At 45.7% G+C, this 20,409-nt stretch carries 14 protein-coding genes; 6 read left to right on the top strand and 8 right to left on the bottom strand.

Annotation, left to right across the window (positions count from 1 at the left end; translation table 11 throughout):
- Positions 1-550: 550 nt before the first annotated feature.
- Together MTF70_RS00235 and MTF70_RS00230 are read right to left on the bottom strand one after the other, a co-directional pair.
- A complete protein-coding gene (locus MTF70_RS00235) occupies positions 551-1,570 on the bottom strand; it encodes a DUF2955 domain-containing protein (RefSeq protein WP_025767250.1) in 1,020 nt (339 codons plus the stop codon).
- 9 nt (positions 1,571-1,579) lie between these two features.
- Positions 1,580-2,644, bottom strand: coding sequence for an HlyD family secretion protein (locus tag MTF70_RS00230; protein WP_005376744.1), 1,065 nt, complete (start codon positions 2,642-2,644; stop codon positions 1,580-1,582).
- A 99-nt stretch (positions 2,645-2,743) separates the two neighbouring features.
- Here MTF70_RS00230 and MTF70_RS00225 point away from each other — a divergent pair, with 99 nt between their 5' ends.
- Both MTF70_RS00225 and MTF70_RS00220 read left to right on the top strand, forming a co-directional pair.
- Positions 2,744-3,604, top strand: a complete 861-nt coding sequence (locus MTF70_RS00225; RefSeq protein WP_005376746.1) for a LysR family transcriptional regulator — start codon at positions 2,744-2,746, stop codon at positions 3,602-3,604.
- 150 nt (positions 3,605-3,754) lie between these two features.
- Positions 3,755-4,297 carry a hydrolase gene (locus MTF70_RS00220; RefSeq protein ID WP_005376747.1) on the top strand — a complete coding sequence of 181 codons (543 nt, stop codon included), beginning with the start codon at positions 3,755-3,757 and terminating at the stop codon, positions 4,295-4,297.
- 39 nt (positions 4,298-4,336) lie between these two features.
- Here MTF70_RS00220 and MTF70_RS00215 read toward each other — a convergent pair whose 3' ends face one another.
- The 3 genes from MTF70_RS00215 to MTF70_RS00205 all read right to left on the bottom strand — a co-directional run bounded on the left by MTF70_RS00215 (position 4,337) and on the right by MTF70_RS00205 (position 7,301).
- Positions 4,337-5,233 (bottom strand): 1-aminocyclopropane-1-carboxylate deaminase/D-cysteine desulfhydrase, encoded by an 897-nt coding sequence (locus MTF70_RS00215; RefSeq protein WP_005376749.1) that lies wholly within the window; start codon positions 5,231-5,233, stop codon positions 4,337-4,339.
- Between the two features lie 107 nt (positions 5,234-5,340).
- Positions 5,341-6,627, bottom strand: a complete 1,287-nt coding sequence (locus MTF70_RS00210) for a HAMP domain-containing sensor histidine kinase (RefSeq protein WP_005376750.1) — start codon at positions 6,625-6,627, stop codon at positions 5,341-5,343.
- A complete protein-coding gene (locus tag MTF70_RS00205) occupies positions 6,624-7,301 on the bottom strand; it encodes a response regulator transcription factor (RefSeq protein ID WP_005376751.1) in 678 nt (225 codons plus the stop codon). Before MTF70_RS00205 ends, MTF70_RS00210 begins: the two co-directional genes overlap by 4 nt.
- A gap of 152 nt (positions 7,302-7,453) precedes the next feature.
- On the opposite strand from MTF70_RS00205, the gene MTF70_RS00200 reads away from it, so the two are divergent.
- Genes MTF70_RS00200 through MTF70_RS00190 form a run of 3 tightly spaced genes read left to right on the top strand, consistent with a single transcriptional unit; the run spans position 7,454 to position 10,324 of the window.
- Positions 7,454-8,494 carry a glycosyltransferase family 2 protein gene (locus tag MTF70_RS00200; RefSeq protein ID WP_025767251.1) on the top strand — a complete coding sequence of 347 codons (1,041 nt, stop codon included), beginning with the start codon at positions 7,454-7,456 and terminating at the stop codon, positions 8,492-8,494.
- A 2-nt stretch (positions 8,495-8,496) separates the two neighbouring features.
- Positions 8,497-9,903 carry a glycosyltransferase family 39 protein gene (locus MTF70_RS00195; protein WP_025767252.1) on the top strand — a complete coding sequence of 469 codons (1,407 nt, stop codon included), beginning with the start codon at positions 8,497-8,499 and terminating at the stop codon, positions 9,901-9,903.
- A gap of 4 nt (positions 9,904-9,907) precedes the next feature.
- Positions 9,908-10,324, top strand: a complete 417-nt coding sequence (locus tag MTF70_RS00190) for a GtrA family protein (RefSeq protein WP_031781328.1) — start codon at positions 9,908-9,910, stop codon at positions 10,322-10,324.
- Between the two features lie 135 nt (positions 10,325-10,459).
- Here MTF70_RS00190 and MTF70_RS00185 read toward each other — a convergent pair whose 3' ends face one another.
- From MTF70_RS00185 to MTF70_RS00175, 3 genes are all read right to left on the bottom strand, one after another.
- Positions 10,460-11,404: a hypothetical protein gene (locus tag MTF70_RS00185; protein WP_025767254.1), complete on the bottom strand. Its 945-nt coding sequence runs from the start codon at positions 11,402-11,404 to the stop codon at positions 10,460-10,462.
- Positions 11,405-11,407: 3 nt separating this feature from the next.
- Entirely contained in the window at positions 11,408-14,905 is a 3,498-nt protein-coding gene (locus tag MTF70_RS00180; protein WP_205461174.1) for a T6SS effector BTH_I2691 family protein, read from the bottom strand.
- 262 nt (positions 14,906-15,167) lie between these two features.
- Entirely contained in the window at positions 15,168-17,501 is a 2,334-nt protein-coding gene (locus MTF70_RS00175; RefSeq protein WP_205461175.1) for a YgiQ family radical SAM protein, read from the bottom strand.
- A 425-nt stretch (positions 17,502-17,926) separates the two neighbouring features.
- On the opposite strand from MTF70_RS00175, the gene MTF70_RS00170 reads away from it, so the two are divergent.
- Positions 17,927-20,383: an EAL domain-containing protein gene (locus MTF70_RS00170; RefSeq protein WP_213986763.1), complete on the top strand. Its 2,457-nt coding sequence runs from the start codon at positions 17,927-17,929 to the stop codon at positions 20,381-20,383.
- Positions 20,384-20,409: the final 26 nt, after the last annotated feature.

The raw sequence follows: 20,409 nt of genomic DNA, 5'->3' as shown, positions 1-20,409 counted from the left end.
GATTACAGCTCGCTAGGAAATAGCGATAACTTTCGCACTTCAAAGCTCTCGGTGGGTAGATCCTGAATCACGCTCGTCCCTCGCTGTTCAGGATGACGGATGTTGGAAGATACATTGCTCGCCACAACCCTAGGTATTGGAGCAGCTCCAATATAGGATCATTCTAGCGAGTTTAAACGAGGCTAGGAATCTACTAACAACTCACTGGAAAATGGCGATAACCTTAGAACTTCAAAGCACTCGGTGGGTAGATCCTGAATCACGTTCGTCCCTCGCTGTTCAGGATGACGGATGTTGGAAGATACATTGCTCGCCATCCACCAGGTATTAGAGCAGCTCCAAGGTCGGGTCATTCCAGCGAGTCTAAACGAGACTAGGAATCTACTAACAACTCACTGGAAAATGGCGATAACCTTAGAACTTCACAGCACTCGGTGGGTAGCTCCTGAATCACCTCGTCCCTCGTTGTTCAGGGTGACCGTTTTAAATAAAAATGCCGCTCACAGTAAAGTGATCGGCATACATTTCCCGTTTCCAGCCTCGGCCAGATTTAATTCAACTCCACGCTCTTAATCTCAGGATGCTTTAGCAACATCACACGAATCCAGTGATGCACCACCCACATCACCATCGCGGTGAGCAGAACCGCGACGAAAATCGAGCTGAAACGGTACAAGATCGAAAAGAACGCGTCTTTTTGTTCTGGCACCAATGAGGTCGTCAGCGGAACCGATAGGGCAGACATGGCAGAAAACGCGATAGCCGCTTTAATTTGCCCTTTGGTGAGCCACAAGCAGAATGGCCCCATTGCAATGGTAAAGGCGAGCCAAAAGAGTAGCCCATGCCCATACCAACTGCCCAATATCAGCTGAACAGCCATCCCTGCGATGCAGCCTAGTGCGGTGCCGATGATGCGAATTTTTGCCATGGCGAGCGAGCCCGCTAAAGTCATTGGGGTTAGGATGATCAAAATGGAAGCTTGTGCGGACAGCGAGTCATATAAGTCCGCTACTTGGAATACGATAAATGCCGCCATCGCCACTACCCAACCCATAGCAACTTGGCTGATGTAGTCAATATCGCTTTTTACTGGGGTCGACATCTCAATGTGCTCGGCGGGGGATTTTGGCTCCGGGAACAACCAATACGCGAATGCGCAAACAAAAATATTGCTGAACGCCATCACCCACATGTTGACGTTGAACTCTTCAATATCCATGAAGTTATAGCTGGCAAAATTCAACACAATTGAACCCACCAACAGCCCCATGTAACCAAACAAATAGGTTTTCTGGTTCATCATTGCAATGCACTTGAACAGCATCATGATTCCGACGGCAACGGTCATTAATGTTGGATGAAACTGCAAGTATTCCAGCAAAAATGTGGCTTGTATGGTTGTCCACACCGCAGAGAAAAACACGATCAATAAAGCCGAAATATTAAAGTTGTCCATTCTGCCCAATATAAACAGCGGCATCATGATGGCAAAAAATCCGTAAGACCAACCGAAGATCATGCTTAGCGCGAGCCCTAAAGAGCAGCCGAACCAAATTCGTAAGGTTTTCATTGTCGCCGCCTAGTAAATGAAGTGGAACCAGCTTGCGAGGTGAATCTGTGCTTGCGCCATCAACTGCCAGAAAATGCTGTTGTCTGGGTACAAAACAATGGTAGCGCGAGAGCCGACAAACAGTGCTGGTGGTAACTCTTCGCTGCTGGTTAGGTTCACTCGTGTACGCTGCGCATCACGTACCCAGCGGTTGTTCACTTCCACTTTGGTCAGTGCGCCATTAGGCGTTTGTTGTGCGGCTGCTACACCGTAATCGCGGCTAGCTAAATCAAAGTCGTACACCGAACCTGGGTTGGCATCAAATGTGACCAAGGCGTGGAAAGTCTTGTCTACGTTCGCGACGGACTTTTCACGAAAATCAGCGGCTACCCAGAGTGATCCTGTTGGTACAAACGTCAGCAATGGCATGTTGGTGTTTGCCATCGTGCCAACTTCTAGTTGCAGGTTGGTCACGACACCATCACTGGGAGCGAGTACCGCGGTATTTGCCAAATCAAGTTGCGCCTTTTCGATGCCGTTTTTGGCAATTCGAACGGCGGTGCTTTGACCTTTTTGATCGCCTAATTGCGCCTCAATGACTTTTAAGTTTTGTCGTTCCGCTTTAAGCGCTGCACGTGATACCTGATTTTGGGCAAAGGCATTATCGAGTGTCGATTGAGAGATGACTTTCTGCTTCGATAGTGTCAGTAAGCGGTTGTACTCGCGGTGTGCATTATCAAATGTCGCTTGTGCGCGGGCAATATTGGCAAGAGCGGCTTCGCGTTGAGAATACAGCGTTGCTTCTTTTTCATAAGCGGATTGCAGAGACAGCTCCGCCTGTTCAAGTGCTATCTTGTATTTACGATCATCAATCGTAAACAACACATCGCCTTTTTGAACGGACTGGTTATTCTCGATGAGAACGTCGGTCACTTTACCAGATACCTCGGGCGCGACTTGGACAACGTATCCTTGTACTCGTCCTTCGGTCGTTAAGGGGGCGTGGCGGTCAGCAATGATAATGTACAAAAATAGTACGATGAACAGGACAATCAAAGTTCGCATCCAGTGTTTAAATTTTTGGTCAGCCGTCATTACAAGTTCCGTTAAACATATTGGATAGCGGATTATAGAGAAGTCACTCACAATTCAGTAGAATGATAATACGAACATGAATGACCTAAAAATAGGACAATGAACGTTAGTTTTGATGATATTTACCTATTCACTCAGACGGTGGTTCACGGCGGTATAAGTGCAGCGGCAGAGGCGAATCAACTACAACGCTCAAAAGTGAGTCGTCGCCTGCAAGAATTAGAGAAATCGCTCGGGGTACAGCTTTTGATCCGCACAACACGCAGCATTGAGTTGACGGAGCACGGGAAACGCTTGTTTGAGTTGGTGGGGCAGCCTATTGACCATATTCAGCAAGGTTTAAATGCCATGCACGAATATCAACAAGAGCTGACGGGCAAGGTGCGTTTAGCCATTCCTTCCGCATTGATGAGCTCTGCCGCGTTTAACGCGATCATCACCGAGTACACAACGCGGTATCCGGAGATTTCGGTCGAGATTGAAAACCATCAAGAGAGTGTCGATCTTAAGCGTCAATCGTTTGATTTACAGCTTCTTCCGAGCGTGGTCAAAGTCACCGATGACAGCTATGTGCAGTTCAGTCTTTTGCCTTATCGTAGTCACTTTGTTGCGTCAAAAGCCTATCTAGAATCGCATCCGCCAGTAAAAACGGTGGAAGATCTTAAGCAGCATCGCCTTTTAACTAATCGTTACAATGCCGATTTGCTCGATTCAGATCTGCATGTGGCGTTGCGCTCGGACGACCTCAACTTGCTGCGCTCGATGGCGATAGCAGGAAACGGCATCGCGTTTATTCCTCAAATTCATTCCAAGCCTGCACTGAGAGACGGTTTGTTGGTCGAGGTGCTGCCTCAATTCGCGCATCCGAAGCAGCATCTTACTCTGATTTATCCCTCGGCCTTATTTCTGCCCAATAAAGTCAAAGCCTTGATTGAACTAATTCGAGAGAAATTTAAATAGTCAGTTCAAACCACCCTTACCTAAGGGCAAATGTGTGAGCGAAGGTCATCTTTCTAGGTTTTATTGCTCTAACATGAAAGGGTTCTGATACATTAACTGTTGCTCAACTTGTTGAGTATGGTTTGTGGTCGCACAAGATAGGAGATGGAAATGTTATCGAAAGGAAACACGGGCCTGATTGTGGTGGATGTTCAGGGCAAACTCGCTACATTAATGCATGAAAGCGACGCACTGATTGAAAATATCACGAAACTGGTAAAGGGTGCCAAAGCACTAGATTTGCCTATTCTGTGGATAGAACAGAATCCAGAAAGGTTGGGCCCAACCGCGGAGCCGATTCGTGAAGTGCTTGAAAGCACGCATTTACCTATTACCAAGTACACGTTTGATGGTTGCAAAGAGGCGACATTTAAGGTCGCGGTGGAGAACGCGAAAGTTGATACCTGGTTGGTTTGCGGTATTGAATCCCACATTTGCGTCTATCAAACCGCGGTTTCTCTGCGCCAGTCCGGTTATCGCGTTGAATTAGTCACGGATTGTGTATCTTCCCGAACCGCTGCCAATAAAGCGCTCGCTCTTGCGAAGTTAACCGCTAACGGTGTGGTGCTCACTGGGCTAGAAATGTGTTTGTATGAAATGGTCGAAGATTGCCGAGCACCTGAATTCAAAGAAATTCTGGCGCTCATCAAATAGTGTAATCACTGGAATCAACAACAACTTTATCTGAACACGCTATTCAAATTCTCGTTGATATCTTGGCAACATCGACTCGTTGCCAAGTAACCCGCCTTGGTGAATGTAAATCACCGTTTTATCTGTGTTCTCTTCCAACCAAGGGGTGAGGCATTGCCACATATACGGGTCGTATAACAGGTCAAATTCGAGGTCGGTTTGCTCAAAGAGTGCTTTCCATGTGATGTAATCTTCTTCGTACAAGCGACCAAAATGGTGTTTGTTGCGGATGGTTAAAATGGTTGGGTGGCTGTTTTCACAGAGCTGGTTGAACTGCTCAGTTAAGTAATCTGCATCGCCTACGCAAGGGCAAGTTAGCACTTCTATGCCGTGTGGGCTTAAATGTTTATGAAGATATAAAGCGGTCGTGCCAGTGCCTGATGGCAGGGCGACGGTAAACTGTTCTTTACCTCTCAATCGCGTCCAATCAAGAATTTCTCGTGCTAACTGTTTGATGCCAGCTTCAGCGAGGTGGGAACGTCCACCCTCTGGAATAAGCAATGTCGACTCATCTAATCTTCGTACCTGGTGGATGTATTCACTAGGGTGGAGTTCGCTACCGATGTCTTGCATGGCGGTGATTTTCATACCCAAATCGAGAGCGCCGCGATAGTTTCCGATGGGGGAGCTTTTTAGCCAAGATGGAATGTGATGAACATAAAACTCAAATGCCCAACCTTTAATCTGGGCGAGAGCCGCTAGCGAATACATCGCGTTGGATTGAGCAGAGCCGTAACTGATGAGGGTTTTGATGTCGCTGTTTTGCGTTTCCATCAACGCCATAAACTTACGTGCTTTGTTCCCAGAAAAGTGAGAATGCAGCATGTCATCACGCTTAAGAAAAAACGTATGACCGTTGAAGTTGTGTTGAGTTATCGGGCTTTCAGAGAGTTTCATGTGACTGCTGACGTGTCCAACCACGCGACCTTGCCGTTAAAAAGGGCGCGTAGTGTAACGCCATTAAACCCAGATAAAAAGTCTGTGTTTCAGTACAACCATTTCGGTTATTCCTGATGCTCTGACGCAAGATCAATCACCGCCTCACAGCCACCTTCTGGATGTGTACCAATCTTAAACTGCCAGCCATAGCGTTGGCACAAATCGTCCACAATCATCAAACCTAATCCGTGCCCATCAGAATGCGGAATGGTTGAAAAGCCTTCACCTTCATCGCGCACCGAGATGGTGTTCTCATCCATATTGATATGAATTGATCCCGATGGTGTCGCGGCGATGCCGTTGCGAATCAGGTTGCCAAGAATAATGGTTAGCACTGCATTGGTCGCGCGCGTTCTTGGGTTGCCGTCTATCTGTACATCAAAGCTAAGTGCTTTCTCATCGGCCTGAGCTTGGCTTTGGAAGATGATTTGGTTGAGTTCTTCTTCGGTGATGTTGCGTACTGGTGAGTCATCTGCATTACGCTCGTAACGCACTAAGCCGAGTAGGGCATCCACCATGGTCGACATCTGCTGCGTTGCATCCTGAATTCGGTTCACTTGGCGGGTCTGGAAATCCGTATTCGCACTTCTCGCCAGTAAGCTGCTTGAGCCTTTCATTACGGTTAACGGTGTACGCAGTTCATGGCTTGCGTATCGTGCAAAGGCTTGCTCACGCTTGATGACTTGGTTGATTTTGTGGCGGTACTCATTCAATTCATCCGCAAGGGTTTGGAACTCTTTGGCCGAGCCCTCGGGCACACTAAAAGTCTGTGTGGCATCGCCTTGGTGGTGATCGAGTTGAGTTTTAAGCGCATTGACGGGTTCAATTAAGCGCTGTGACAAACGCAGCAACAGGCTACCAAACAGGAACACCAGCACGGCGACAATCGATAACACCATAGCGACGACGAGAATGAATTCCTCTGAGGTGATCTCGATTTCATCAATCAAGGAAACCAGAATCACGGGATGTTCAACGCCTTTGTAGGTGTAAGTACTCATGTAAACCATGCGCGAGTATTCACCGTCTTCTACTTCATCAAGAAAGTGCTTTTGACCTATTAGGTATTTTTGGTAGCGCTCGGCAACCAATGAGATGTCGTTGTATGCGGTAGTGAGCAGGTCAAGCTGAATACTGCCTTGCTCTGGATGAGACTGGAAATGTTCAATCGCTTCTTTTTTGTCGACCATAATACGACGCTCGCCCACGCGGTCTTCAGACCAAAGCAGGGAGCCAGTAATCAACAAAAAGCAGAAGATGCCAATCACGACCGACACAAAAGAGAAAAACAGAGCGAGTCGCCCTGTCATACTTTGTGTGCTTTGCGTGCTAGCAAGTAAGCGATTGATCATGCACTTGTCTCCAAGCGGAAGCCAACTTTCGGTACGGTGATCAGCACATGTTGTTCAAATGGCTTATCAAGTTGGTTACGCAGTTGGTAAATGTGGCTTCGCAGAACGTCGTTGTTCGGCTCGTTCTCTTGCCACAGTTGGAAGGCGATTTCTTCACGTGTCACCACGTCTGGCGCGCTTTTCACAAGCATTTCCAGAATGGTGTAAGTGGTAGGGTTTAGCGCCAACAGTTTATTTTGGCGGTAAGCTTTACGCGTTTTTTGGTCGATAGAGACTTCGCCATATTCCAACTTACTCGATGCGACAGTGCCACGGTAACGTCGGATCAGCGCCATCATACGCGCTTCTAGAATATCCAAGTCGAAAGGTTTGGTCAGATAGTCATCGGCGCCGTGTTGGAAGCCTTTGAGCATATCGTCACGGCTATCGAGCGCCGTCAGCATAAGTACCGGTGTGTTGTTGCCCTCGTCGCGAAGTTTATTACACATGGTCAGGCCATCCATGCGTGGCAGCATGAGGTCGAGCAAGATGATGTCGAAGGTGTTTTCCATCGCCAGTTTCAGGCCGAGCTCGCCGTTGTCTGCATAATCGAGTTCCATACCTGCACACTCAAAATAATCGAACAGCATGCCTGCGATTTCTCGATTATCTTCGACTAAAAGTACGCGTTTCATGTATTTCTCTCCAAGTGGGCAGGTGTTCGAAAATAACATTTCGTATTAACCGAACATTATTCACTAAGGACGTGAAAAAGATGTCAATAACATCTCTTTCACATTGATGTTTGTAGACTGGATTCATTCATCGGATTTAGTGGAAGAGTAGCATGTCAACCTTCAACATTCACGCTGTAACCTTTTCAAAGGTGAGCCAACACACTGAGCCTAAAACAGTTTTGTCTGTTGTGGTGCCATTCTTTAACGAGCAAGAAGTCTTGCCTGAATTTCATCGTCGTTTAGCCGCCGTTTTGGATGAAATGCCAGAACGCTGTGAAATCGTCTATGTCGACGACGGCAGCAAAGACGACAGCCTAATGATCGCGCAAAACTTTTCTCAATCTTCTAGCGATGTTCGTTGTATTGCATTAAGCCGTAACTTCGGCAAAGAGTCTGCCATGAGTGCGGGGTTGGAACACTGCCAAGGTGAAGCGGTGATCGTGATTGATGCCGACTTGCAAGACCCGCCTGAGTTGATCCCGCAAATGGTATCAAAATGGCGTGAAGGGTATGACGTAGTGAACATGCAGCGCAGCGAACGCCACGGTGAAACTTGGTTCAAACGCTTCTCGGCTGCTTGCTTTTACAAAGTGCTTAACAGCATGGCGAAATTGGATGTGCCGGAGAACGTGGGTGATTTCCGTCTACTGAGCGCAAAAGTGGTTAAACACATCAATGCGTTGCCAGAGCGTAACCGATACATGAAAGGCATCTTCTCTTGGCCGGGTTTCAAGCAAGTGACGGTTCAGTTTGAGCGTGACGCTCGTTTCTGTGGTGAAACCAAATGGAACTACCTCAAGCTGATTGGCCTTGCAATGGACGGCATTACCTCGTTTTCCATTCGTCCTTTGCGCTTAGCGACACTTGCCGGTGCGTTAGTGGCGTTCAGTGCCTTTATCTATGGCGCATTCATTGTGATGAAAACCGTTGTGTTTGGTGAGCCTGTCACTGGCTACCCATCCATGATGGTCGTCCAACTTGCCTTGGGCGGTGTGCAATTGCTGTCGATTGGTCTTTTAGGCGAGTACATTGGCCGCATTTTTGTCGAGACCAAGCAACGTCCTCTTTATCTTGTTCAGTCTGTTTACGAGCAGCCTGCAAAACATCAATCCATCCAAACCATGAAGTTTAAACTGGGAGAAACCGTGTAATCATGAGTATTAATAAAACCCATCTGTGGTTGTTGTTGGCGTTTGCTCTTTTACTCCGTCTTATTTCACTTGCCGCTTACCCTTTGATGGACACCACAGAAGCCCGCTACGGCGAAATGGCACGCTTAATGGTGGAAACCGGCAATTGGCTTACCCCACAGTTTGATTACGGCGTGCCTTTTTGGGGGAAGCCACCCCTGTTCACGTGGATGAGTGCTTATGGCATTGAGTTGTTTGGATTGAATGAATTTGCAGTGCGCGCGCCTCATTGGCTAGCGGGTGTTGCGACGATTGTTTTTGTTGCTTTCATGGCGTATCGCGCGGGCTTTAATGCAGTCATCGCAGCGTTGGTACTGGCGACGTGTGGCATCTTTTCAATTGCGGCGGGCGCGGTGATGACAGACATGGCACTGACGTTGGCAATGACGATGGCGATGGTCGGCTTTTATTACTGCTGGCTTGGAAAAGACAAACACAGCCGATTGTGGGGTTACCTCGGTTTCTTTGGCTTGGCTTGCGGGCTGTTAGCGAAAGGTCCAGTGGCGATCGTGATCATGGGCATCGCAGTGTTTCCTTGGCTCGTGATTCAGCATGGTTTCTTTGGTGCCTTCAAAGCCTTGTGGCAGCGTTTTCCAATTGTGTCGGGGTTGGTGTTCATGCTGGCGATTGCTCTGCCTTGGTACATCATGGCAGAAATGGCGACGCCTGGATTTATTGATTATTTCATTGTTGGCGAGCACTTTAAGCGTTTTGTTGTCGCCGGTTGGGAAGGGGATTTGTATGGCTCTGCTCATGATCAACCACGTGGAATGATCTGGGTATTCTGGCTGCAATCGGCTGCGCCTTGGTCAATTGTATTGCCTATCTTGGCGTGGAAACGTCGTAAGGTACTCAAAGCCATTGAAACCGATCATCAAGGTCTGTTTAGCTTCCTGATGTGTTGGCTGATTTCACCAATGATCTTGTTCACCATGGCTGGGAATATTTTGCCTGCTTACGTACTACCGGGTGTGCCTGCATTGGGTATCTTGATTGCAATGCTGGTGGATAAACACGATTTCAAATGGCTGACCGGAACGGCAGCGGTGTTGCCAGCCCTGCTTATGATTGCGATGTTGGTTTTGAATATGGGCAAAGCAGATAGCCGCAGCGACCGCATAATCTTCGCGCAAATTAATGATAATGCTCCGGTCTTCTACATTGGTAAGCGCCCGTTTTCAGGCCAGTTCTATAGTCATGGTCAGGCGAAAAAGCTTAAACATAAGAATGACTTAAACAATCTGAAGAAATTCCACCTGATTGGTAAATCGCAGCAAGTGGATAGCATGATTCATGAAAATGCGTTGAGTTGTACCAACGAGTTCACAGCAAAATCGAAACGCTCACTCTACACCTGTGTGGTTGGATAACGGAATGCGCAAATTACCAAAATTTACTTCGCTGGAAAGGTTTGCTTCGTTAACAAGGTTTGCTCTAGTAGGTGGTGTCGGCTTTATGGTCGACACCCTTATCTTTTCTGTGTTGTTCCATTGGTTTGGTCTTGAGCTGATGCTGGCTCGTGGGATTGCATTTTTGTTTGCGGCAACCACGACTTGGCTTGGCAATCGCTGTCTGACTTTCTCTCAAGCAGAAAAAACCAACCCTTTCGCTCAATGGCAAAAATTTATGGCGAGTGCCTTTATCAGTGCTTTGCCTAACTTTATTGTGTTCAAAGGCGTAACGCTCGCGCTAGGAACGCAAGGGGTGATGGTCTATTTGGCTTTGATCTTAGGCATATTGGCAGGCATGGTGAGTAACTATTTACTCAGTGCAAAATGGGTGTTTAGTTGAGGATAGAAAGGTTCGGGCTTACTATCCTATCCTCGAGTTAAAAATTCGTTATCTGAACCAATTTTTCTTTTTGTACATCAGAGTAAACCTAAAGCTTTTCATGGGGGGGATGTAAAAAGGTAAACAAGCCAAGGTTTATACCTTGGCTGCCGTTAGTTCAGATTTTGATTGTTCGATTTCAAACTCGGTTTGCCACTTGCCGTTGTAAAGATACTTACACTCTGGGAGTGGCGCTTTCGCATCCCTTAAATCAAACACTTCATTGGTAGGGTATTCTCGATAATAAGCGGGAGTCGTAAAAAGTCTAGGTTCAGGCTTCGCTTCAAACAGCTTTTTATGATCATTGACCTCTTTACAATCCAGTTTGTAGACCTCTGACAGTTGCGTGACCATGGATTCTAATTCCGCTTCATTTTTAAAGAAAATGTAACAATAAAATCGTCCCTGTGAGCGAAAAGTAATCTCCTGAGCAGTATCTTGGTATTCGCACCTGTCATACTTAAAAAAGAACTTAATTACTTTCCTTTTCTTATTATAATCAGCAAAGAGCCAGTCTTCACGTTCTCCGACCCTCACTTCTGTTGGTTCATCAGGCTGACGTTTAAGCATTTTAAAGGAGACTAATATAAAAGCACCAGCGCCTGCTAACGCCATCGGGCCAACCACCGCAACCATCACCACACACACCACAGCACCTATCCAGCCAACGGCTTGCGTGGCGGTATTCACCCAGTTAGGCATGTTGCGACGTTTCTTCATCACAAAGCCTTTGTCAGAAAAAATATAGTCATAGCGATAGTCGAGGCCAATCGTAAGGTAAAAGGCTCCAGACACCATCACCGACAAAATAAAAGAAAAAATAGTTACGTCAACCGTGTCACTCGTGTGTATAAACAAAGTTAATAGGAATGGGGCGATCACAAATGGAAGCGCAAAAAGTTTAAAGTAATAGCGAAATGGTTCCTCTACATCATACTTATGCCATGTTCTGACGTTATCGCCTGCGAGTATTTCTTGCTCTTGTGCCTCTTGATAAACTGCCAACTCTTCTGGGGTGATGTAAAATGGTGAATATGCCAAGGGTTACTCCTTAAAACCTAATGTGCCAACAGCGGGGGTAAGTGATTTTTTAATGATGTTTTGTTTGGTATTGTCTGAAATCAAGCGATAAGTTGCACTCTGTTTTACGCTATTTTGGAACCAATACTCACGCTTTGATGGCGCATCATCTTCTGCATCGTACTCCACTTGCATGGCAAGGTAATGGTCTGCTTCTTTAATTGGCAATGTTACCTTGTACACAACCAATTCGGCGCTAGTTTGGTCTTGAGTTTGTAGCGTGACTAAATCTGCGTTTTGATGCCACGAGCCTGACATCAAATCATCTTTTGTTGCCTTGGTGTTGGTACTCAATGTAATACCATTCGTTGCAGCGCGCCGTGGCAGTTGAATATGCACTTCCAAACCGATTAACTCACGATGTGTGTAACCTGGGTAGGCCTGTATTTTTTCAACAGGTTGATGGTATACCGTAGGCTGTTGAATAATAGATTGTAAGTCAAACAGCGCTTGCTGCACCAATGCTGAATTATGCTTCTCTCTCTCGGGCAAGCTCGAAGATTGGCTCCACTGAGTGCGAGCTGGGTGATAACCCCAAGGCAGTTTATCTAACCATTTTTGGAAATCATCTTGTTTCAGTTTATTCAACTTATAATTGATGGCTAAGTATGTAACTGTAAGAATAACTAAAGCTGCCGTTACCGGGCCACCAAAAAGCAAGTTAGTCGAAAAAGTACCAGTAGAGGCTCCTAAGAACTGAAACGCACCAATCGCACCAGTTAAACCAAGTGTTACGGTATTTGCTAAATATAATTTGCTTTCGAGGCCATAAACGTTATCGATACTCTGCCAAGAACGGTAAGCCTCAATACCTGAAGCTAGCGCTCCTAAAGCCCCTGTGATTGCGAGCCATTTATGGAATACCTTTAAGTCATCAAGGATCAAGTTTTCAAAACCTTCGACATTTTGATTCACTAACTCTTTTAAGACTTTGTATGAATGAGCTCTTAATTTGGGATCACCCTTCACATTCTCCCATAATTTACCCGTACGAATCCCCGTCCAAGCGTTAGCTGTATAAAAAAGCTTTTGTTGGATATCCAAAAATTCATCTGAGGATGTTAACCCTGTGTCTTGGATACTGCTCATGGCATCACCAAGCGCGATGCAGTTAAATACTAATGCCAGAAAGCCTAGACCACCGGCATTCTCGAACAGTTTATTCAAATCATTGAGCTTATTCATCACGATCCGCGTTCTAAGCTCGATGGTTCTTTGAGGTAGATCATCAGGTAACTCAATGTACTGCGGGTACTCCAATGTAGCTACAGCGAGAGCCTTCTTAATAGTCTTTCTATTTTCTAAAGCTGTTGTGTATTTAGAGTCAGCTTTGCGGTTATTTTTCTGGAAGTCAGCAATGATTGCATCGTTTTTTTCGAGCTTAATCAGATAATCATTTACGCGTGTTTTCCATTTTTTAAAATCGTGAGCGTAACCTTCTTTTATTGTTACGGGCATATTGTGTGCCATATGTTCTGCAATAACGGCAAATAAATAATAGCTATGACGGTTCAGAGGTTTAGCGAAAACAGGCATCAGCGAAATTGATACTTGTGAGGTCATGCTAACACCAAACTCTACAACGCCTTTTGCAAGCGCACCTATTGCAGATTTAAAAATAATATCCAGCTCTTGGAAACCTTTGGCGATATCTTTGAGAAAGGCTGTTTCCGCAGTGTTTGGGTTGGAAACAAAGTCCATGATCTTAGAGTACATATTCACGCGGTTGCTGGTATCAGATATCTGGTCCATCAACTGATTATCAGGATCAGGATTTTCTGAGACGATCGACTGTTCATCAAGTGCCTCTGTAATATTCTTCTCCATCACTTTAAATAAACTACGACTAAACCCAGAGGCATAGAGAGCAAGTAAACTGGTTGGTCTTTCCCATTGGCTTTCAGCCCATTGGCGGTCTTCTTCTTGCATCACCAGAGTAAATGACTCAACGGCTTGCTTGTGCAGTTGATACAAGCTGTACTGCGTGTCTTCGCTGTATAGGTCGAAGATTCTCTCAAGATGATGAGGTGTCAAAGATTCCATTACAGCAATAAAGTCGCGTTTGACCGAAACCACTTGGGCTAGCATGGTTTCTTTTTGTTCTGACAGCTCTTGCATCTCGCTCAGCATTTGCTTCCAGTTGAGCTGCTGACGCCAGCGTTCAGTCGCTATCCATTGTTCGTATTTACCAAAACGGCTCGCAGAAATTCGATATTTGTCCTGTATCGCTTTAGCAATGTCACTTTGGGTATGTTGGTGTGATTCAATCGCTCCAGCGGAAAATTTAGCAGGATAGCCGGACTGAACTGAGCTTTTGTTCTGCTCTGCCAAATCAAGTTGGTGAGAGGAGTCATAATAGTCAGCCATGTCGGTATAAAACGACAGCTCTTCGCCGTTACGCTTAACGCTAGCTGGCATGTCTATCTCGTCACTTGCACCAAACATACACAGTTGCATGGCGGTCTGCATCAAGTTCCACTGGTTTGAAAACTGGTCAGTGAAAAGGCGGTAAGGGCTTGCGGCACCAACAAAATGCAGTGACATATCTTGAATGTCTGCGGCGTAATCTTTTATCGCGACGAAGTAGCCTGATTCTTCTTCTGGAATCGCAGAGGTTAAATCGCTTTCGACTGCGACAGGTTTAAAGACAGAACCATCTTCATCTGCTTTGGTGGCGATGCCAGAATCCGCAAAGCGACCATCATCGACGGCAGAAGATTCAATATCAGCGACTTGGGTTAACTTATCTATTGGTGCAATGTTGTGCTGATTCTCGTTTGAGGACAGAACAATGGTTTGCATGCGATCGATATGATTACTCGGATTGTTAAGTACGCGCATGAACGTGTGCCATGTCCACCGGTGCTCAGAGAAGCAAATCGATAGTACGCTTCCGTTGACGTAAGTAAGGAAGGGCTTTGCATCTTGTGGTGTCCCACGCTGCTCTGATTTTGGGCTTTCTGATTCTCCCAACTTATAGAGCGTGAATTGCGTTCCTTTGATTTCGTATTCGTCTAAGCTTTTGTTGATTGCATCATAGACATACAGCCAACCGTCGCGCAGTTGACGCAGGGTGTAACCAACGGTATTGAGTTTGGCTGGGCCTTGGCCTTTCCATTCTTCAGGCAAACCAAAAGGTTGTGTCTCTTCTGTTTCTAGCTGATCGATGGCATAGCGGACTGGGATAAAGTGCGCAGGTGATGCTTCCGTTGCTTCCTTCTCAGTTTTTAAATTGAGAGGCTCTGGTTCAGACGGCGGTGGCGGATCGATTTTTTTTGTTTCTCCCTCCCAAAACATACTGCGCTCTGGGGGTGAGCCAGCAAGATCATCGGATTCCGTGGTTGGAACGATATTCAGCGATTTCAGTGTACCATCGCTTTCAAATGCCTGAACGGCCTCCTCATAGGTATAGCTGTTGTCATACCAGAACATAGAAGTTTTTGGGGGAAGTGGATGATTCATCGTTAGCCCATGTTTAAGAGTTTTACTCTGTTACGCAAATATCGCACCAAAATAAAGCTATTAAAAATCAATGAGTTAGTTTTTTATGGTTTTGCGTCAATCAAATAATTGTTTGTTTTTCCAATAAGTTGGTTGGTGTTTACCATTTTTTGTATTGATTGAATCAAAGTTTGAGTTGTGAGTGATGCCTCAATGAGCCGACAAAACAAAAGGGCTCCAGAGTTACCTCTGGAGCCCTTTCTAGTATTTAAGTGCTAAAGAGTTAGCGACGCTTTGGTTTACGTTGACCAGCTGGTTTGCCTTGTCCTTGTGGGCGACCTTGGCCTTGCGGCTTGCTACCTGCCGGGCGGTTTGCACCGTTGCCGCTAGGACGTTGGCCGTTGCTTGCAGGGCGTTGACCACCTGTAGCTTTACCCGAACCGTTACGGTTGCCAGATGGTTTACCATCTTTTGAACCGCCTTCAGAACGTTTGTTCAAATGACCACCGAAGCCTGGTTGGTTTTTGGTATGTTTGGTTGCAAAGCGGTTTGCCCCGTGACGACCAGATTTACGACGTTGCGCAGGTGTTTGTGCTTCAATGTCTTCTGCAGGAACGAGACAGCCTTGTTTGTCACCAATCAAATGTTTTTTACCCATACTGATTAGGGCTTCACGGATCATTGGCCAGTTTGCTGGATCGTGATAACGCAACAGCGCTTTATGCAGGCGACGTTGACGTTCACCTTTTGCTACAGGTACATCTTCACGTTTTTTGTACTTCACGCGTTTCAGAGGGTTTGTCTCTGAGTAGTACATCGACGTTGCGTTACACATTGGCGAAGGGTAGAAGTTTTGTACTTGATCACATTCGAAGTTGTTCTTTTTCAGCCACAGAGCAAGGTTCAGCATGTCTTCGTCTTCTGTGCCTGGGTGCGCAGAGATAAAATAAGGGATTAAGTACTGCTTCTTGCCTGCTTCTGCACTGTATTTCTCGAACATCTCTTTAAAGCGATCGTACGTACCCATGCCTGGCTTCATCATCAGATCAAGAGGACCTTTCTCTGTATGTTCCGGTGCAATCTTCAAGTAACCGCCTACGTGGTGAGTCACGAGCTCTTTCACGTATTCTGGTGATTCAATCGCAAGGTCGTAACGTACGCCAGATGCAACCATCACTTTCTTCACGCCTTCAACTTTACGCGCTTCGCGGTATAAATCGATCGTGTGTTTGTGGTCTGTGTTTAGCTTGTTACAGATGCCCGGGAATACACAAGAAGGACGACGACAGTTCGCTTCCGCTTTTGGATCTTTACAGCCCAGGCGGTACATGTTTGCAGTCGGGCCACCAAGATCGGAAATTGTGCCGGTAAAGCCTGGAACTTTGTCGCGAATTTCTTCAATCTCGTTGATGATAGACTCTTTCGAACGGTTTTGAATGATTCGACCTTCATGCTCGGTAATCGAACAGAAAGAACAGCCACCAAAGCAACCACGCATGATGTTCACAGACGTCTTGATCATGTCGTACGCAGGAATTTTTGCTTTGCCGTACATAGGATGAGGAACACGCGCGTAAGGCAGGCCAAACACAAAGTCCATCTCTTCGGTCGTCAATGGAATTGGAGCTTGGTTTACCCAAAGTTCACGATCACCATGGCTTTGAAGTAACGCTCGACCAGAGTACGGGTTCGTTTCTAAATGCAGTACACGGCTTGCATGCGCATAAAGAATGCGATCGTTTCTTAGCTTTTCAAACGAAGGTAAACGGACCGCAGTCGTCGCAGCATCGTGGCGTGATGGGCGAATTGTGATTGGTTGTGCAACTGGCTCGTCTTTTTTAGTTTCACACTGAGTTTCTACTTCGTATGGGTTCTTTGGTACGAACGCTTCTTTACGAGGTTTTTCAATGCGAGAAGAATCAATAACCGTGTAGCCTTCTGGTGCAGCTGGCAAGTTCACGGCAGTACCACGAATATTGGTCATGGTGCTGATGTCTTCGCCGTTTGCGATGCGATGTGCTACTTCGACAAGTGCGCGCTCTGCGTTACCAAAAAGTAGGATGTCTGCTTTTGCATCAAACAGTACAGAACGGCGAACTTTATCTGACCAGTAATCGTAGTGTGCAACACGGCGTAGGCTAGCTTCGATACCACCTAAAACAATAGGTACTTCTTTGTATGCCTCACGACAACGTTGAGAGTAAACCAACGTTGCTCGGTCTGGGCGTTTACCACCTTCGTTATTCGGTGTGTACGCGTCATCGTGACGAAGCTTTTTATCCGCGGTGTAACGGTTGATCATGGAGTCCATGTTACCCGCAGTGATCCCGAAGAACAGATTTGGCTTACCAAGTTGCATGAACGCATCTTTATTTTGCCATTCTGGTTGAGCAATGATACCGACACGGAAACCTTGTGCTTCTAGCAGGCGGCCAATGATAGCCATACCAAAGCTTGGGTGATCCACATAAGCGTCACCGGTTACAATGATAATGTCACAGCTATCCCATCCTAGGGCATCCATTTCTTTGCGACTGGTCGGCAAGAAAGGTGCCGTACCAAAACACTCTGCCCAGTATTTTTTGTACTCATGAATAGGAGTGATGTTATTGGTCATATTTTGCTCTCTGTTCCAGGGAGCGCGAATTATAGCGATTTGATTATCAGGTATCTATAACAAACTCATCTATTCAAGCTTAGTTCATCGAGTTTTATTTGGTTTGTAAAAATATCAATGCTCTATCGGCGATTTTCTGTCTAATTTCACCTTGAAAGCCTCATGGTTATAGATCGGTTCATGAAAAATGTCGCAATCTTAATACAAAGCATAAGCAATGGTGTGCTTATATGGGGTAAAGCCTATAATCAAATTGGTGCATATTAAATACAAAAGGCTGAGCTGCTCTGGAAATAGTTCTAAGTCGATAGGCTTATCGTTGACACAATCCATCTATAAAGAGGATCGGCAGGTCCCAACTGGAATGTCGCGAATTGACTGTGAATTTTGAGCCTTGGGCTAATTACAAAAAAAGGGGCTAGGGTATGAGTGAATCTACGACAACAGTGCATCCAAAAATGCAAACGACTTCCAGTCTAACTCCTGTTATAGAGTGGTCTTACGATATTGATACTCGCGAGTTCGAATGTGATCAGCAAGGAATGGCAAAGGCATTTGGGATAAGTACGCCAGTAACCAGCCTAAATAACTTGTTTGATCATATGCTGATGGGGCAACAAGAAACGCTAAAACAACGAATTCTAGAAGTGGAACTCTTTGGCGGACGGGGGCGGTTTTCTTGTTGCATGATGCTAAAAAACGTTAACTTAGTGCACGTTACTATTAGTTTTGAAAGGCTCAATAAGCGCATTATCCAAGGCACTATCATTCCACAATTAACAATCACTGGTTGCGAGGAGTTAGCGAAAATTCTCGAAACGATTTTTGATTTGCCAAATGTAGGCGTTTTAGTTGCCGATGAAGATACGCGCATTTTAGGTTGTAACCGCGCCTTTGAGTTACAAATGGGCTATCAAAACCGAGATCTGGTTGGGCTTAAAACTCATATATTCAGTACCTCTCACCATAGCCAAGCGTTTTATGATCAGCTGTGGCAGCAAATTAATGATGAAGGATGTTGGTGTGGTAACTTGCTGAGCAAAACAGCAAACGGTAGCAACCAAGCTCATCATCTTTGTATTTACCGACTTACGTTTCACTCTGGACGAATTCTTTATCTCGGATTTTCTACGGATATTTCTGCTTCGTTGTTGTGGATGAAAAATCGTTGTGAACAACAGCATGATTGGGCTGCCTTTTTACCGACGAGGAAAGAATTTGAACTCCAATTAGCTACCTTAGCGAATGAAAGCAGAAATAAAGAACTCAACATTGTTATGACACTAAGACCCAAGTTTTCGGAGAGATACTTGCTTGAACAGCAATTAGGTTTTGCAGATTTTATTATGCGAAGTCGCTACACCAGTATTGCGGGGCAGTTATCTCGGGATGTGTTTGTCGTATGCTTGCAGACCCCTCATTGTCAATGGTTGAGCCCGGTTCGTTTGATCCAAATTGCCATGAAAGGGTTCTTTAATGAGCTTAGAAATGAAATGGGCACAAAAATGCATGCCACTATCGTTAAAGGCCAAACTGGTGTGTCAATCCTTGGCTATGATACGAACCGACCAAGACAAGCGCTAGCACATGCAGCGCAAGCAATGTTGTCCTCTATTTCCGGTGAAGGCAGCTATTTCAACTTTTACGACAGTGAACTTCACTCTGAATTAGTGAAGCGCCAACATCTCGAGGCGTTTTTGGAGGCGCAAATAGAGAGTGGGCTAGTGGACGTTTACTTTCAACCGATTATCGACGTTCAAACCGGAAGCGTGGTTAAGTTCGAGGCTCTCGCACGCTTCTATGATGAAAATGATGCGTATTGTACGCAAAAGATGATCGCTATTATTGAAGATCTAGAACTCATAGCGGCACTTGATGATGTGGTCTGCCAAGCTGCGTTGAAGCACTTTCCGCGCTTACAAGAAATTTATGGCGAGGAAGTGGGCGTGACCATCAATCGCTCCCTCAATACGAAATTGGATTCTCTTCAGATCCTTCAGCGGTCGCATGATTTGATTAAAGCCAGTGGTGTAGACCCTAAGCGAGTAACTATCGAGCTAACAGAAACCGCGTATTTTGAACAAGATGAGGAGCATACTCGAGCTCTAGAGGAAGTGCGGAAAGAGGGCATTGAGATCGCGATTGATGACTTCGGTACTGGGTATTCTTCTTTTTCTTATCTAGAAAAAGGGCAGTTTGATTTACTGAAAATAGACCGAAAATTCGTTAAGAACATTCATAAAGGGAGCACCAGCTATAACATTGTGAAAATGGTCACCGAGCTTTCACAGCAAATGAATGTAAAAGTGGTTGCTGAAGGCGTGGAATCTAAGCAAGAACTTCAAGTATTGGCAGAAATCGGTGTCGATTACATGCAGGGCTTTCTATTTTCTGCTGCCGTGCCTGTCGATTTGATGGATAAAGCGGACAGTTATGAGCATCTGTTCTCTGACATCGCGGTTGAGTCTAAGCAAAGTGATGTGTTGCAATCTGTGAGCCATGAACAAGTCAGGTCTATGGACCCTGGAGAACCGCTCTCCTTGGCAGTGGAGTACATGAATTTGAATCCAAGCTCGCCTTTAGTTGTTCTCAATGAAAATCGTTGTGTTGGGTTAATTACGAAAGAGACGGTGAATTTACACCTAACGCCTTCGATGGGAACAGAGCGAGAAACTGAACGAGAAAGCCGAATTTGGAAACGTCCTGTTAATCAGATAATGAGCACCGAATTTGTGTTGGTTGATGAGGATTTACCTGTCTCTGTTATTCGAGAGTTGGTTAAAACCGGGATTCGTTTCCCTTGGGTACTGTGTAATACCAAAGAAGAGTACCGTGGAGTTTTAACGCAGGAAGACGCGTTGAAGTATCTTGCTTCTCTGTGAATAAAATTGTCTTACCGTTTTAGCTC

The organism is Vibrio sp. 2CM40D (genome assembly GCF_023161825.1).
GTDB classification, from domain to species: domain Bacteria; phylum Pseudomonadota; class Gammaproteobacteria; order Enterobacterales; family Vibrionaceae; genus Vibrio; species Vibrio alginolyticus.
Note: the sequence above shows the minus strand (reverse complement) of the source record. Positions and strands in the feature narration are given on the sequence as shown.